Annotated in this window: 15 protein-coding genes, 2 pseudogenes and 1 other annotated feature; of the genes and pseudogenes, 3 read left to right on the forward strand and 14 right to left on the reverse strand. The window is 46.4% G+C overall.

Going from position 1 to position 15,219, the window contains the following annotated elements; genetic code table 11:
- Nucleotides 1-2 precede the first annotated feature (2 nt).
- Nucleotides 3-134 (reverse strand): annotated as a pseudogene (locus tag BLR88_RS07020) (zinc ribbon domain-containing protein); the annotation flags it as partial.
- On the opposite strand from BLR88_RS07020, the gene BLR88_RS19935 reads away from it, so the two are divergent.
- The gene (locus BLR88_RS19935; RefSeq protein ID WP_139184934.1) at nt 103-285 is read left to right on the forward strand and encodes a hypothetical protein; all 183 of its coding nucleotides are present in this window, start codon (nt 103-105) and stop codon (nt 283-285) included. The pseudogene BLR88_RS07020 and the gene BLR88_RS19935 sit on opposite strands and share 32 nt — an antisense overlap.
- Nucleotides 286-313: 28 nt before the next feature.
- Nucleotides 314-543: a binding site (T-box leader), on the reverse strand.
- Between the two features lie 54 nt (nt 544-597).
- On the opposite strand, the gene BLR88_RS07025 is transcribed toward BLR88_RS19935, so the two are convergent.
- The 10 genes from BLR88_RS07025 to BLR88_RS07070 form a co-directional block, all read right to left on the reverse strand.
- Nucleotides 598-1,362 (reverse strand): class I SAM-dependent DNA methyltransferase, encoded by a 765-nt coding sequence (locus tag BLR88_RS07025; protein ID WP_236781972.1) that lies wholly within the window; start codon nt 1,360-1,362, stop codon nt 598-600.
- Complete coding sequence (gene rsfS, locus BLR88_RS07030) at nt 1,346-1,687, reverse strand: ribosome silencing factor (RefSeq protein ID WP_057898043.1); 342 nt, start codon at nt 1,685-1,687, stop codon at nt 1,346-1,348. The genes BLR88_RS07025 and rsfS overlap by 17 nt, the downstream gene beginning before the upstream one ends.
- An 8-nt stretch (nt 1,688-1,695) precedes the next feature.
- Entirely contained in the window at nt 1,696-2,280 is a 585-nt protein-coding gene (gene yqeK, locus BLR88_RS07035; RefSeq protein WP_057898042.1) for a bis(5'-nucleosyl)-tetraphosphatase (symmetrical) YqeK, read from the reverse strand.
- Nucleotides 2,270-2,869: a nicotinate-nucleotide adenylyltransferase gene (locus BLR88_RS07040; protein ID WP_057898041.1), complete on the reverse strand. Its 600-nt coding sequence runs from the start codon at nt 2,867-2,869 to the stop codon at nt 2,270-2,272. Before BLR88_RS07040 ends, yqeK begins: the two co-directional genes overlap by 11 nt.
- Nucleotides 2,853-3,146: a ribosome assembly RNA-binding protein YhbY gene (gene yhbY / locus BLR88_RS07045; protein ID WP_057898040.1), complete on the reverse strand. Its 294-nt coding sequence runs from the start codon at nt 3,144-3,146 to the stop codon at nt 2,853-2,855. Before yhbY ends, BLR88_RS07040 begins: the two co-directional genes overlap by 17 nt.
- Nucleotides 3,147-3,164: 18 nt before the next feature.
- The gene (aroE, locus tag BLR88_RS07050; RefSeq protein ID WP_057898039.1) at nt 3,165-4,019 is read right to left on the reverse strand and encodes a shikimate dehydrogenase; all 855 of its coding nucleotides are present in this window, start codon (nt 4,017-4,019) and stop codon (nt 3,165-3,167) included.
- A 98-nt stretch (nt 4,020-4,117) separates the two neighbouring features.
- Nucleotides 4,118-5,224, reverse strand: coding sequence for a ribosome biogenesis GTPase YqeH (gene yqeH, locus BLR88_RS07055; RefSeq protein ID WP_057898038.1), 1,107 nt, complete (start codon nt 5,222-5,224; stop codon nt 4,118-4,120).
- Complete coding sequence (locus BLR88_RS07060) at nt 5,217-5,744, reverse strand: YqeG family HAD IIIA-type phosphatase (protein ID WP_057898037.1); 528 nt, start codon at nt 5,742-5,744, stop codon at nt 5,217-5,219. Before BLR88_RS07060 ends, yqeH begins: the two co-directional genes overlap by 8 nt.
- A 384-nt stretch (nt 5,745-6,128) precedes the next feature.
- A complete protein-coding gene (locus BLR88_RS07065; protein WP_057898036.1) occupies nt 6,129-7,466 on the reverse strand; it encodes an S-layer homology domain-containing protein in 1,338 nt (445 codons plus the stop codon).
- Between the two features lie 69 nt (nt 7,467-7,535).
- Nucleotides 7,536-8,963 carry a nicotinate phosphoribosyltransferase gene (locus tag BLR88_RS07070; RefSeq protein ID WP_057898035.1) on the reverse strand — a complete coding sequence of 476 codons (1,428 nt, stop codon included), beginning with the start codon at nt 8,961-8,963 and terminating at the stop codon, nt 7,536-7,538.
- A gap of 97 nt (nt 8,964-9,060) precedes the next feature.
- Here BLR88_RS07070 and BLR88_RS07075 point away from each other — a divergent pair, with 97 nt between their 5' ends.
- The gene (locus tag BLR88_RS07075; RefSeq protein ID WP_057898034.1) at nt 9,061-10,740 is read left to right on the forward strand and encodes a sensor histidine kinase; all 1,680 of its coding nucleotides are present in this window, start codon (nt 9,061-9,063) and stop codon (nt 10,738-10,740) included.
- Between the two features lie 4 nt (nt 10,741-10,744).
- Entirely contained in the window at nt 10,745-11,536 is a 792-nt protein-coding gene (locus tag BLR88_RS07080) for a LytR/AlgR family response regulator transcription factor (RefSeq protein ID WP_082706155.1), read from the forward strand.
- 37 nt (nt 11,537-11,573) lie between these two features.
- Here the strand turns inward: BLR88_RS07080 and BLR88_RS07085 are convergent, their stop codons facing one another.
- The 3 genes and pseudogenes from BLR88_RS07085 to BLR88_RS18965 form a co-directional block, all read right to left on the reverse strand.
- Nucleotides 11,574-12,518, reverse strand: a complete 945-nt coding sequence (locus BLR88_RS07085; protein ID WP_246615640.1) for a transporter substrate-binding domain-containing protein — start codon at nt 12,516-12,518, stop codon at nt 11,574-11,576.
- Nucleotides 12,519-12,621: 103 nt separating this feature from the next.
- A complete protein-coding gene (locus tag BLR88_RS07090; RefSeq protein ID WP_057898032.1) occupies nt 12,622-14,586 on the reverse strand; it encodes a methyl-accepting chemotaxis protein in 1,965 nt (654 codons plus the stop codon).
- A gap of 483 nt (nt 14,587-15,069) precedes the next feature.
- A pseudogene (locus BLR88_RS18965) lies at nt 15,070-15,219 on the reverse strand (IS110 family transposase); the annotation flags it as partial.

The raw sequence follows: 15,219 nt of genomic DNA on the forward strand, positions 1-15,219 counted from the left end.
CCACTTGAACACTCCCATTCACGCAGGCTTAAGCCTTTTACGTCCTTATCCTGATACCCGCAACAGGAACACAACTGACTCGATGGGAATATTTTGCACACAATGCTGATTGTACGTCCGTACCATTCGGCTTGGTTGCTTATATTTTACAAAATTGAGGGAGGAAAGAACAGTCGGACTTGTGAGAAGGTAAAAGCCTGCCCTCGTCCGAAGCCGATTCATTCCCCACTTTCACTGGTAACAAAAGCATCTTCACGCTTAGAAGTAGGGGGGCTTCTCGGCTGATATGATAAAAAGCCTCCCGTCCCTATAATCCAGGGACGAGAGGCTTACTCCCGCGGTACCACCCTAGTTAACGCAGAGCTATGTGCAAGCCTTGCGCTCACTTTAGCATCCGTAACGTGGATGAGACGGATAACGGTACCTTTATATCCCGCTATCGGCTCCAAGGCGAGTTCATTGCCGGAAGCGGTTAACTCGCACCAACCGTTAACTCTCTGGTACGCTCCTTAGGCAACTACTACTCCTTATCCATGCCATCATTTACAATTTGTCTAAAATTATATGCAATCTTCCTATCAGGTGTCAACTTTTTATCTAATGAGGCTTACGGGCAATAAAAAATGCGCGTTCGCTGTCTGTTGCTACCGGCTGCGATGTAAAATCCGCGGTAATGGACAGAACATCAAATCCGGTATCCGCAAGCCACTGCCGCAAAGCTTCAAGCGAATACGCCTTCTGGCGATGCCGTTCATGAAACCGGCGGTACAAATCGTCTTTTTCCCGTACAAACAAAGTTAAATCGTGTTCCACTGCTTCTTCATCTTCATAGTAAATGCTCTGCCAAATATACGCCACATGTTCGTCCTGATAAGAGAACGATTCATTCCCAAATACTTCGGCGATTTTATACGGAGTATGCACGTCGAATAAAAATGTGCCGCCGGGCGTAAGCGTAGCGAAAACCCTTGCGAATACCTGTTTTATCCCTTCAGCATCCGGAATGTAATTCAGTGTATCGCAAAAGCTAATCACGCTGTCCACCAGCTCAGGCAGCGCAAGTTCACGGATATCCTGCCTAAGCCAGTGAACGGCAGCGCGCGGATGGCTACGCTGCACCTTCTCCCGTGCTACCGCAAGCATGTCGGCTGACAGATCGACACCCCACACTTCCAGCTCTCGCTCCAGCAGGTAACGGGTCAAAGAGCCTGTGCCACAACCAAGCTCCGCGACGCGGCGCGGTCTCGTCCGCGTCAGGCGCCACGCTTCCACCGCAAACCCCATCCATTGATCGTATGGCGCATCGGCCATCAAATGATCATATACGTCAGCCAATCGCCGATAACTACTGGACAGCGACAACGGGAGCATCCTTCCATAAGCGTTCAATATTATAAAATTCGCGCTCATCACGATGGAACACATGGACAACAACATCGCCTAAGTCTACAAGCACCCAGCGCGCGTCATCGTAGCCTTCACGGCCGCGCACGACAATTCCAGCTTTTTCGGCACTATCTTTTATATGATCAACAATCGCCTGCACCTGTGTCTCTGAGTTGCCGTGACAAACAACAAAATAATCAGCAATAATGGACAGTCCCTTCAAATCAAGAATAACCACATTGTGTGCCTTTTTGTCCTCCGCGGCTTTGGCGGCTAATTGAGCGATTTCCAATTCTGTCATAGTCGCTTTTATTCCTCCTGTTTATTGTTCTTTTTCGACTTTATTAAGGAGTTGCGGGCCAGAACGGTGAGAGGATATATTCTTTTTTCACGGTTTACGAGGAATGCGATGGTGCCGCCCAAAGCTTTGGCAAGCGCCCGATCCAAGTCCTCTTCCGCCACTTGGCGCAATTCCTCCACGCCGGGGAATTGACGACCCGGTTCTATATAATCGGCCAGACAAACGACTTTTTCGAGCAACGTCATATTCTCGCGGCCGGAAGTATGATAACGGATTGCGTTTAGTATTTCTTCATCTTCGATACCAAGGTCACGACGCACCGCTTCCGCTCCGACATGCGCGTGCCATAATTCCTTATCATGTTCCAGCAAATCTTTCGGAATATGCGGCGTTGTCTCGATAATTTTCCGCATGTTTTCTTCTGACCAAAACTTGCAATAATCATGAAGAATAGCAGCCGTCTCCGCCTTTGTCTTATCCGCGCCATACTTCTCAGCGAGACGCACCGCAGTTTCCATGACACCCAGCGTATGTTCATAGCGATGTTTTGTCATTTGTCCCCGCACAGCTTCCAGCAATTGTTCACGCTTCATATAATCGTTTCTCCTCTATATACAATCTTACCGCCTCCGGCACAAGATACCGGATTGACTTTCCATCCGCCGCTTTTTGGCGGATCATAGTTGATGAAACATCCAGCTGCGGCATTCTCACCTGAATAACATCTTGCATATATTTGTTGTCCATTATATAGCCGGGTCTAGCAAGCACCACAAATTTCACCATCGTAATGAGCTCTTCTATTTTGTACCATTTTGGCAAATGTTTAGCCATATCTCCACCAATGATAAAGTAAAATTCTGTGTCCGGGTGTCGTTCTTTCAGCAGACGTACTGTATGATAAGTATATGAAGGCTGTGAACATTCCATCTCCAGTTCCACCGTGCTTAGTGAAAAGTACGGATTGTCCGCAATGGCGAGTTCGACCATCGCTACACGGTGTTTGTCTTCGGTAATCGGGTTCCCCAACTTATGCGGCGGAAGGCGGGCTGGCATAAACCATACTTCATCCAATCCGAGCGCATCCCGTGCCTGTTCCGCTACAATTAGATGAACAGCATGAATCGGGTCGAAGGTTCCGCCGTAAATGGCAACTTTCTTCCGCTTATTTCGGAAGTTCAATGGTTTTTCGTTCCTTTGACTCTTTATATAATACAATTGTATTTCCGATAATCTGCACAATTTCCGCGCCGCTACCGGCAGCAATCTCCTCAGCCACCTCATGCTTGTCCTCACCGCAATTGTTCAGCACGGAAATCTTCAGCAATTCGCGCACTTCCAGCGTATCTTCGACCTGCTTGATTAAGTTTTCATTGACACCGCCCTTCCCTACCTGAAAAATCGGGTCTAAATGATGAGCCAACGAACGCAAATACCGTTTTTGCTTTCCTGTTAACATAACGTTCCTCCTTTTCTCCTACTGTCCACGCAACGCATCCATAACCACTTCGCGCATCACGTTTACGGGAGCCGGCCGTCCCGTCCAATATTCAAAGCTTAAAGCGCCCTGGTAGATGAACATCCCTACCCCGCAATGAACGCGCGCACCCTTCGCTTTCGCATCACGCAACAAGCGCGTTTCCATTGGATTATAAATCAAATCGCTAACCGTAAGCCCGCCGTGCAGCGTTTCCGCCGGGAGAGGGCTCGCTTCCGTTTTTGGATGCATGCCGATTGACGTTGTTTGGATGAGCAACGTGCTAGTTGCAAGCGCCTCTGCAACCTTATTCAGCGGCAGGGCACAAACGGTCGCCTGTGGCACAGCCTGCTTCATATGAGCGGCGAGCTGTTCAGCTTTCTCCACCGTACGGTTCGCAATTACAAGTGAGGGAAGCCCGGCCTTCAGCAGAGCTATGGCTACGCCACGCGCTGCTCCTCCTGCTCCCAGCAGCACGGCAGATTGCGATGCTAAATCAATGCCCGTCTCTTCTGTAAGCGATCGGACATAGCCCCGTCCATCCGTATTATAACCGACAAGTTTGCCTCCTTCATTGACAATCGTATTGACCGCACCGATTATCTTCGCTTCTTCGTCTACTTCATCCAAGTAATCCATAACAGTTACCTTATACGGAATGGTTACATTCACACCGCGCATGCCAAGCGCTCGAACGGCCTGAACGGCCTCCTGCACCCGACTTGGATCAATGTCGAACGCGGCGTACCGGTAATTTAAGCCACACGCTTCAAACGCGCGATTATGCATAAGCGGCGACAACGAATGCCCCACCGGATGACCGAACAGCCCTGTTAATATCGTTTGGCTATCCATATGTTTGCTTCTCTCCTTAACTATCTTTTCCTATTTCTCATCTTATCTCACGGTTCACGTACAAAAAACCCCCTGAAGAACAGGGGTAATCAAAGCGCTTATATTAAAGACGGACGCAGGCTGGCCGCGACGCCTTTCGGCACATGCACCACAACGTTCGCACCTTTACCGTGCAAAGCCACCCATCCTAAACCTGAAACAACGACATCATACTTACCAGGCGGAACTTTAAACATGAATTTTTCCCACACCATTTCTCCGGCCGCTTCTTTTCCTGGCGGCGACAGCAATTCGCCTTTATGCTTTTCATACAATTCATCGGCGTTGGACAGTTTTGTTCGGTGAATGTTCAGATGGTTAGATACATAAACCACAAACGGTTGATGCTCACCTTTGACGAAATCGATACGGGCGAGCCCGCCAATAAATAACGACTGCTCCGCGTTTAGCTGGTACACTTTCGGCTTAATTGGCTTGTCCGGCATCACCAGTTTCAATTCTTGCGGCGCTACTTTATGTACCAGCTGCTCCCGATTTACAATTCCCGGCGTATCGTACAAAGACGATTGCTCGTCAAGCGGGATTTCAATTACATCGAGCGTCGTGCCCGGAAATTGGGAGGTTGTGATGTCCATTTCCGACTCGCCGAATTGCTTAAGCAGGTAGTTAATCAATGAAGATTTGCCAACGTTAGTCACACCGACAACATAAATATCACGCCCTTGACGATGTTCATTCATCGCCGCAACTAGACGGTCAATTCCTTCACCTTTGCGCGCGCTCACTAGCACGACATCTACCGGTTTCAGACCGAGATCAGCAGCCGATTTGCGCATCCAATTCACAAGGCGGTTGCGATTCACATTTTTGGGAAGAAGGTCAATCTTGTTACCAACTAGAAGAATCGGATTGCCTCCCACAAAACGCGGCAGGCCCCTAAGCCAGCTGCCATTAAAATCAAAAATATCCACTACCTGTACCACAAGCGATTCCGTGTCGCCAATGCTGTTAAGAATACGCACGAAATCATCGTCGCCCAGCGTGACGGTGGACGCTTCGTTATAATGCTTAATCCGGAAGCAGCGCTGGCAGATTACTGTCTCTTTTTCCAGCGCCTGTGGCGGGGCATACCCCACTTTGTTTTTATCTTCCGTCTGAATGGCTACACCACAACCAGCGCAATATATCTTCTCTTGCTTATCCATTTGAATCCTCCCAAGGAATTTTGCCACGTTTCCGCATCCAATTGAGGGCGATCTTTTCCAGCTTCCGATTAAAGCGAGTCATAAAACCGTCGGTCTGTGCGACCGGCACGACAAGAATCGTGTAAAAACCCATCCGCTTTCCGCCCAACACATCAGTAAACAGCTGATCGCCGATGACCACAGTCTCATTTACGGACAATCCCATCTCACGTGTCGCCCTGCGGAAGGCGGCGGATGTTGGCTTCTTCGCCTGATGAATAAACGGAACCCCGAGCGGCTCTGCTACTTTAGATACCCGGGTTTTTTTGTTGTTCGATACGATGACAACTGAAAATCCCTGCTCTTTTAGCTCTTTCATCCATTTCACAAGTTCGGGGGTTGCATCAGGACGATTCCACTCAATCAGCGTATTGTCCAAATCTGTAATAATTCCCTTGATGCCGCGTTTTTTTAATTCATTCAAATCAATGTCATACACGGATTCCACATGCAGATCCGGCAATAATAATGGGTAGAGCATGCAACCACTCCATACTTTTTATCCATAATAAAAGTATCTAAATTTAAGAATAGTGTTTGTATAAATCCGGCATTTACTATACCATATCTATCCTCATTCTGTCACGCAAGGCATAAAATAAGAAAAAGCATATGTTACTTTATCACTATAAAGCAACATATACTCTTATACAATATGAACTCCCCCCACTTCCTGTCGATTGAAGTGGGAGTTTCTGAACGATCCTCCTCAGCAGAACAGGCGAGCATTTGTGTTGAAATCCTTCTTTTGCTTAAAGGAAAAAGAAGCGCGATTCATCCTCTACCTACGCCAGGGGCGTGGAGGAAGGGGACTTCTCGCGTATCATGTTAAAAACGCCCTCTTGGAAGAGAGCGTTTCTCATTCTTATTTTTTATCTGCTTGGGAAGCCGAAATCCCTTCTAAAGCGGCTGGCAATTCTTTCGCCTTTTTAGCCTCTTCTGGAAGTTGAACTTTTAGATTATCGTTATAATCACTGTATTTCATATCCTGCGTCATGATCATTCGCTTGAACGGCATATCTTCAATGTTATCTTTGTATGTGACAGCTGTTTGGGTTTGTATACGCTTGACCAGTTTGGTCGCAGGATCGAGTTCCATTACGCCCTGCATGTAAATCGATCCGATCACGCCTTCCGCTTCCTTAAGCGTATCGGTCATTCCCTGCATTCCGTTCATCATGGAAGTCAAATCTGACAATTTGTCGATGCGTCCCTGGAACGCGATCTTTCCCTCTCCCAGATCGCGGTAAAATAATTTCTTTTCCAGTTGCGGCGGAATACCAGACATCTGCTCCACCATTGCTTTCATATCTATGGGGAAGCCGTTTTTCATCTTGACCCAACCGGACGAATGTTCCATGCCTCCGGACAGATTATCCGGCATTTTCATATACATATCCTTACCGAGAATATACTGTTCGAACGCCATGTGGTCCATGCCTTCCTTTTCAAGCGCTGCCGGTGCTTTCATGCTCGTTTGGATGTACATTTTATCCGGCACTTCAAACGTGCTTTTTATATTCATCGATACGCCTTGCAGCATCTCTTTACGTGTTTCTTCAGGCAAGGAAGCAAGCGTCTTCTCATTTCCTTCCATACTAAACGCCACTGTTCCTTCCATGCGGAATGAACGAACATCACGCTGCGCTTTCTGACTTTCTTCCAGCAACTTCTTTGTGCTGTCTGAAGTGGAAAGCATTTGCTGAATTAGCGCTTCTGCTACCTGCTTCGTCAACGGGCGTTCCAGATTGTCCCACTTATAATCAAAGTTGACCGCCGCGAGCCATGATGCCGTGTTATGCGCCCAGTGTGAAGAAGGCAGCGGCGACTTTACGCCTGGCACCTCCTGCTCCGGAATGCCGAGCGCACGACTGAGCATCGCGATTGCCTCTCCCTCTTTTAATACTTGTTTCGGATAAACCATACCATCATCATATCCGCTCAAAACACCGTTCGCCTGAAGCTTGCTTACAATACGAGCAAGTTCGCTGTCACGCTCTACATCCTTGTATGAATACTGCGCCTCTGCTTCCGGCAAATCAATCGCCCGCGCAAGCATTACAAAGAACTCACCGCGTGTCATTTGCTCCGTCTGTGCTTGCATTGTGGTTACCGGTTCAGCTGCTAACACATTTACGGCAGGCACGCCTGTAAGCATCGTCAGACTTAATAACCCGGTCACTGCTATATTACGCTTCTTCATTCCAATTCCTCCTCGAAATTGTTCTTACACCTTTACATACGAAAAAAAGTTGGAAAAAGTTTCAACATTTTATCCGCGTTCCTGATGAATTAACGTTTGCTTTAAATCCCACAGTCTCTGGCTCAAATCTACATGGTATTCATGCGGATTGACAAGCCGCCTGATTTCCGGCGAAAACCGGGCTAGCTGCTTACGAACATAGGCACGAATTTCTTCCAGTGCGGGCGGATCATATAGCCTTCGCCCTCTCTCAATGACCGGATATAACAGTGACTCCGTTCGATAATTGCGCAGTGTTTTTCGTTTGTGCGGGAACAAAGGATGGAAAATTGTAATTTCATCCTGCGGAATCTCTTCTTTCGCAAGCGCGATTAAGTCAGCCAGCGGCTTGTCCGTCGCCCGATCATAAAAACGAATTACCTTTTTATAACCCGGATTCGTAATCTTCGTGGGATTCTCGGAAATCTTCAGTCTCGGTTCCCACTCTCCGTTTTTTTCCACCGCGGCCAGCTTATAGACGCCACCGAGCGCCGGACAATCATACGAAGTAATAAGATTAGTGCCTACACCCCAAATATTGATTTTGGCCTCCTGACTTTTTAAGTCTTGAATCAACCGTTCATCCAAATCACTTGAGGCGACGATCGCCACATCTGTAAGCCCCGCTTCATCCAGCATGCGGCGGGCCTCTTTTGAAAGATAAGCTAAATCTCCGGAATCTAGGCGAATCCCCAACAATTTTTTGCCCTTTTCTCTCATAGCTAGGCCGATCTTGATAGCATGCGGAATCCCCATTTCCAGCGTGTCATACGTGTCCACCAACAGTACTGTCTCATCTGGAAACGCTTCACTGTAAGCCGTAAACGCGTCCAATTCGTGTTCAAACAACTGCACAAAGCTGTGCGCGTGCGTGCCGCGTACCGGGATGCCGAAATCCCGGCCAGCAATTATGTTCGATGTTGCGTGCACTCCGCCGATATAGGCAGCTCGCGCCCCATAATACCCTGCCTCCGCACCCTGCGCCCGACGCAGGCCAAATTCCAGTACGGTGTCGCCTTTTGCCGCTTCAACAATGCGGGCAGCTTTGGTAGCGATAAGCGTCTGATGGTTAATAATTGTTAACATTGTCGTTTCGATTAACTGTGCTTCGCCAATCGGGGCCTCGACCCGTAAGAGCGGCTCTCCTGGAAACACTACAGTTCCTTCTTTCATAGCGGCGATGTTTCCGGTAAAGCGAAAGTTTCTCAACTTCTCTAAAAACGTATCCTCATACGAATAGACGCTTCGCAAATACGCGATATCTTCTTCCGTAAACCGAATATTTTCAATATAGTCAAGCACCTGTTCCAAACCGGCGAAAATCGCATACCCATTTCCACCCGGCGGCTTGCGGAAAAATACGTCAAACACCGCCCGCCGGCCATCCAAGTTTTTCTTATGATAAGCATACATCATATTAATCTGATATAGATCAGTGCTCATCGTCAGGTTGTTCATTTGTTCATCTCCTCGCATCCTCTTTTTCCCAGAATTGACGGAACTTCTGCGGATGATATACTTTGAAATAACAACCGATACGCAAGGAGGCTTCTCCATGTCGTCCATCCATCCACTGCTTATCGATTTGGCCGAGCGCACCGCGACGCTTATTGTACTCGCGTTTTTTCTCTCCCGGTTTCGTTTCTTCCGCCGGGTGCTTCGGCGCACGGACGGACCACGTGACAAAATAATTACAACTATAATATGTACACTCATTGGTATTTACGGAACGTATGCCGCAATTCCCATCGAAGGGGCGCTGGCAAATTCACGCGTGATCGGCCCGGTTATGGCCGGGCTCCTGGGCGGGCCGATCGTCGGTACCGCTGCCGGTTTTCTCGCAGGCTTACACCGCTACTTTCTCGGAGGTTTTACCGATTTGGCCTGCGCCGTCTCCACCACCGTCGAAGGGGCGCTGGCAGGGCTGGTGTACATGCGTTATCATCACCGCTCCATACATTGGAAGATGGCCTGGGTCGTCGGCTTTATCGCGGAAGGGATTCAAATGCTCTTAATTCTTGGGATTGCCCGTCCGTTCGCGGATGCGCTCCACCTTGTCGAAATTATTGCATTACCAATGATGCTAGTCAATGCCTCAGGTATCGCGCTGTTCGTTATGATTGTTCAAACTGCAAAAGCGGAAGAAGAAAAAATCGGCTCTATGCAGGCACAGCGGGCGTTGCAAATCGCTGACATTACGCTGCCGATTCTACGCCAGGGACTCAATGAAACGTCCGCCGAAAAAACGGCTCGCGTGATTTACAATATGACAGAAGCTGCGGCAGTCGCCATTACCGATAGAGAAAAAATTCTCGCTCATATCGGCGCCGGAGATAAGCATCACCAGCGCGGCACCCCTTTGCAAACCGAAGCAACGCTGAAAGCGATCCATACGCAGCAGTTGCTTTGGGCCAAAAACAAAACAGAAATCGGTTGCAGCAGCATCGATTGTCCGCTCCATTCCGCGATTATTGTTCCGCTTCGGAAAAAGGACACGGTGGTGGGCACGCTCAAGCTATATTTTAAAAAACAGCACGAAGTATCCGTCGTCGACTGGGAATTGGCGCGCGGACTTGCGCAATTATTCTCCACTCAGCTTGAAATCGCCGATTTGGAAAAGCAGGCGGCGCTGCTGGCCGATGCGGAAATCCGCGCCTTGCACGCCCAGATTAATCCGCATTTTCTATTCAATGCCTTAAACACAATCTCATCGTTTATCCGTACAAAACCGGAAACTGCCCGCCGTCTAATCGTAAACCTGGCGGAATTTTTCCGGCGCAATCTGCACCAAGGCGACCGGATAATTACCGTAGAAGAAGAGATAAAACATGTAGAAGCCTATTTGGAAATCGAAAAAGCCCGCTTCGGAGACAAACTCCAGATTGTAACCGAGATTCAACCCGAAGCCTGGAAGCAACGCATTCCGGGTCTTATCTTACAACCGATTGTGGAAAATGCCGTTAAGCATGGCCTGCTGCCGAAAAAGGCAGGCGGTACCATCCTTATACGCATCGGAAAAGAAAACAACGCGCTGGTCATTCAGGTTATCGACGATGGTGTCGGCTTTGCCGCGTCGACCGAGTCCCGACCATTCTCCGGCATCGGTCTGCAAAATGTACGCGGCCGCCTGCAATCTCTATACGGCAATCCTTATGATCTGACCATCGAAGCCAATCCTGGAGGCGGCACTGTTTGTACCATTACAATCCCTTGGAAAGAAAGGAATGTATCTTAAATTTATGATACGGGTAATCATTGTGGATGATGAGGCGCCAGCCCGCTCCGAGCTACGTTATTTGTTGGAACAATACGATGACATTGAAGTCATCGAGGAGGCGGCAAGCGGTGAAGAAGCAATTGAACTGATTCAGCGCCAGAAGCCTGATGTTGTATTTCTCGATATTTATCTTCATGATATCGAAGGCATTAAAATTCCGGAAATGATAGAGGGGGAAGAACACAGGCCACATATCGTATACGCCACTGCCTATGACTCGTATGCGCTGCAAGCCTTCGAGACCGAAGCGGCGGACTATATTTTGAAACCGTTTAATGAAGAACGGCTGAAAAAAACGATGACCCGCCTACGCAAAAGAATACAGGAAAAAAAGGCCCAGCCTGCTTCTTTCCCTGCCATCGAACATACGCTTCGCCAAATTATTGAGACGATTCAACCCATGGCAAAATCGTTCTCTTCTTTTTCTCGGATTCCCGTAGAAAAAGCAACAAGCGTAGCGTTTGTCGATATTCATGACATTGTGTACGCGGCAGCGGAAGGCAGGAATTGCCGAATTTTTACAAAAAATGAAGATTATATAACCTCATTCTCCCTTCAGGAACTAGAAAAAAAGCTGCCTGAAGACCGCTTCTATCGCATTCATCGCACCTATCTTGTGAACCTAAGCTGCATTGTCGAATTTATTCCCTGGTTTAAAGGCACCGTTCAGATAAAAGTCGGGGACAAGAATGAAACCGTACTGCCTGTTAGCCGTTCTCTTGTCAAAGATTTAAAAATGCGGCTCGGATTTTAACATCGTAAAAACCCGTTCTTGTGAACGGGCTTTCCATTTACTCAATCCATTTTTTCTTTAGTTTCTCAAATTCTCCTTTTAACTCCATTTCTTCCATCCATAACTCAATCCAATTGCTGAAAACCGTATCCCCGCGGTGCATCATAAAACCTTTCTCATCAATTGTGAACGGCTTATCACTTAACGCCGCGTATAAACGCGGATCTTGTTTAGCATACAGCATCGCTTCAATATTATCAGTAATCATAACATCAAATTTTCCTTCCGCAACAAGATGAGGAATATCGAGATTATTTTCTACAACAGTCACATTTGCTTTCGGAAGGTATGCTCTGACAAACTTTTCATTTGTGCCCCCCGGATTAACGCCGATTCTCACTTCAGGTTTGTTAATATCCTCAATGCTCTTGAACTTCTCCTTATCTTCCTTACGAATCAAAGGCGCTTTTCCAAATTGAATATAGCCTTGAGATAAATGGGCTTTCTTTTGGCGTTCAACATTACGGGTGATGCCCCCAACCGCGATGTCGAACTTATCCGCTAACAAGTCATCCATTAGCGTCGGCCAAGAAGTTTTTACGAACTGTACTTCAACTCCTAAATCTTTAGCGAGCATTTTCGCGGCATCAATATCATATCCTTCAAACTGTTGTGTTTTAGGATTAAAATATGTAAAAGGCTTATAATCTCCCGTCGTTCCTACGCGAATATACCCTCTTTTTAAAATCGTATCAAGCCGGGATTCGATCGAAACCGTTTTGTCTTTTTCATCAATCGTAACATTACGTCCAAGCGCTTTGGCAACGTCCTGCGCCGATACAAAAACATTGCCGTTAACCAGCTGGCTATTTACTTTTTTCCCGTCTATGATTACACTTTCCTCATTGTATGCCTGTGCCTGAGGAAGCGCAATAAAACCGCCCCCAACAAGCAAAGTAGCAGCCAACAATCCCTTTCCTATCATACTGTACAGTTTTTTCATAAGATGCACATCCTTTTCTTACATAAAAATAAATTTATTTTGATAGCTGTTGATGCTCCCTATCATTTACCATGTGAAGGAAATCATCAACAGCTACGTTTATTTATAGTTTAAATTTATGTATCGCTCCTCGAAGATCCCGCACCACACTCTCAAGCGACTTAAGCGAGTCAGAAATTTTCTCCATAGAAGCGATTTGCTCTTCGGTAGCGGATGCAACACTACTCGAATGAGAAGCAGAGTTTTGCGCGATATTGGCCATTTCCTGAATGGAAGCATTTATTTCTTCTGAACTTGCAGACATTTGCTCTGATGCCGCAGAAATCTCCTCGATATACCCCGCCATCCCCTGAGACGATTGGTAAATATGCTGAAAGCCGTTTTTCACTTCTTCAATCAGCGCAATTCCTTCCTGAACATTTTTCTCGCTAGCTCCCATCTCGCCGACAGCATGGGCAATATCCTGTTGAATTTCTTCAATCAATACCGCAATTTGTCTTGCCGACTCATCCGATTGCTCCGCCAGCTTTCTAACTTCGTCAGCGACTACGGCAAATCCTTTTCCATGTTCCCCGGCACGTGCCGCTTCAATAGCTGCGTTTAGCGCCAGCAGATTAATTTGTGAGGCAAGAGTTGAAATGGTATCCAGAATCTGACCAATTTCCTGAGAGCGTCCTTCCAGACGCTGAACGGAAGAAGAGACTCTTACCGTTCCTGCGCTAATTTTGTTCATTTGTTGTACAGCTTTCTCAATCATGCTATTCCCCTGTTCCGCTTCTTTTGCAGCCTCAAGCGAAGAGGAAGCAACCATGGATGTCATACTGGCAATTTGCTGAATACCGGACGCCATCTCCTCCATTGCTTTTGCTGTCTCCTGCGAACTGTTCACTTGTGTTTGCGCTCCTGCAGCTACCGTCTGAATCGAAGCCCCGATCATATTTGCCGCTTTTGTTGTTTGCGTGACGCTGGCGGCCAATTCTTCCGTAAATGAAAGCACGCGTTGCGATGTAGCAGAAACGCCTTGTGTTAACTCTTTTAAGTTGGCTACCGTCCGATTGAAATCGTCCGCTAGGCGCGCAATTTCATCCCGGCCGCTAATATTCACGTGACGGGTTAAATCACCTGTCGCAACGATCCTTACGGCCTCATTCAGCTGCGAAATGGGGCTCACTACATTGCGCGCAATAAAATAAGTAATGACGATACCAACTAGAATTGCAAGAAATCCTAGTTGAAGCAGGATAAATGCAAGCTGTCTTACCGGCGCATACAGTTCTTTCGTCGGGGCTCCAATAACCACTCCCCATCTATCCTTCGTGGCCGCATACGCTCCAAACTTTTCCTGCCCATTAAACATATAGCTCACAATGCCGTGCTTTCCGCTTTTGATATCCGCAAAAACTTTCTGCATTTCAGGAATAGGGGACGCTGAAATATTATCTTTAAAAATTTTATTTTTATCAGGATGCCAAACCGTTGTACCTTTAGCACTAACTAAAAATGCATATCCTGTCTTTCCAAACTTTTCATTAGCAACATATTCCTGTACCTTCTTAATAGAAATTGTGCCTCCGAAATATCCGATTTGCTTCCCCCCCTTCATAATTGGGACAATGATGGTGACAATGTTGTTTCCTGTTCTCTTTGAAACAACAGGCTCTGACACAACAATCTTTCCTTCTCCTTTTCCGGCTTCCCTAAAATGGGCGCGGTCGGAAACGTCTGTTATATCCCCTTTATGATTAATGACATGTCTGGAACTCAGATCGTATGTAAAAAACAGTGTTTCAAAATCAGGGAACTTTTTATTTGCTTTTTGAATGAATGCCAAATCGGTTTGATTATTTTCAGAAGTTAATTTTGCTAATGATACAAGAACTGCCTTTTTTTCTTCAAAGAAGCGATCCAGTTTCCCGGCTAAATTGGCAGCTTGGATTTCTGCTGCATTTTCTAGTTGTTTGCTTAACATAGCCGATGATTTCCAATAGCTCGCAAACGATACAACCACAAGACTTATAACAAGCAAAAGGGAATTTAATAGCAGCAACTTGCTTTTTAGACTTCTCACTCTCTCTTCCTCCTCGTACGCTACAGCGCATAGTAGGTTTTTATTTTATTTTAGTTATAAAGACCCAGTATAAGTAGGTATATAGATGCTATCATACAAGTATAAATGATACATTATTTTCCTTGTTTGGTAAACTAATTTTCTATATTTTAAAAATATCTCAATTAAAAATGCATACAAAACTTGTAGCTAACTACAGATGATGACAAATTTTCTACTGTTCATGTATGGTTTACTACAGATAATTCGGAAAAGGTAGTAAAGAAAGTGCACCTAAGTTACAATATTTTAAAACTAATTTTTTAGAAATTTTAGATTCTGAAAATTTTATAAAAAGTCCTGCGGTAATATGTCAAGTTCCTCAAACTACGAAATTGGAAATTAAGATGCCTCATTTATCGAAAAAAGGCAGCACTTAAAAAACCCAGTTTCATAGTTAAAAACTGGAAATATAATGAAGGATTCAATAGAGGGGCTTTTCCTCTATCGATTCACCTTCCTTCCAGGCGTGTAGATTTGATCGTTGCGTAGCAGCGCATCGATCAAACGCACAAGTTTTCTTGCCGTTAAAACGAGGGCTCTTTTGTGTTGATGTTTCGGTACTTCACGATACTTTTTCTGGTAGTAATCCCG

The organism is Aneurinibacillus thermoaerophilus (genome assembly GCF_900099925.1).
GTDB classification, from domain to species: Bacteria; Bacillota; Bacilli; order Aneurinibacillales; family Aneurinibacillaceae; genus Aneurinibacillus; species Aneurinibacillus thermoaerophilus.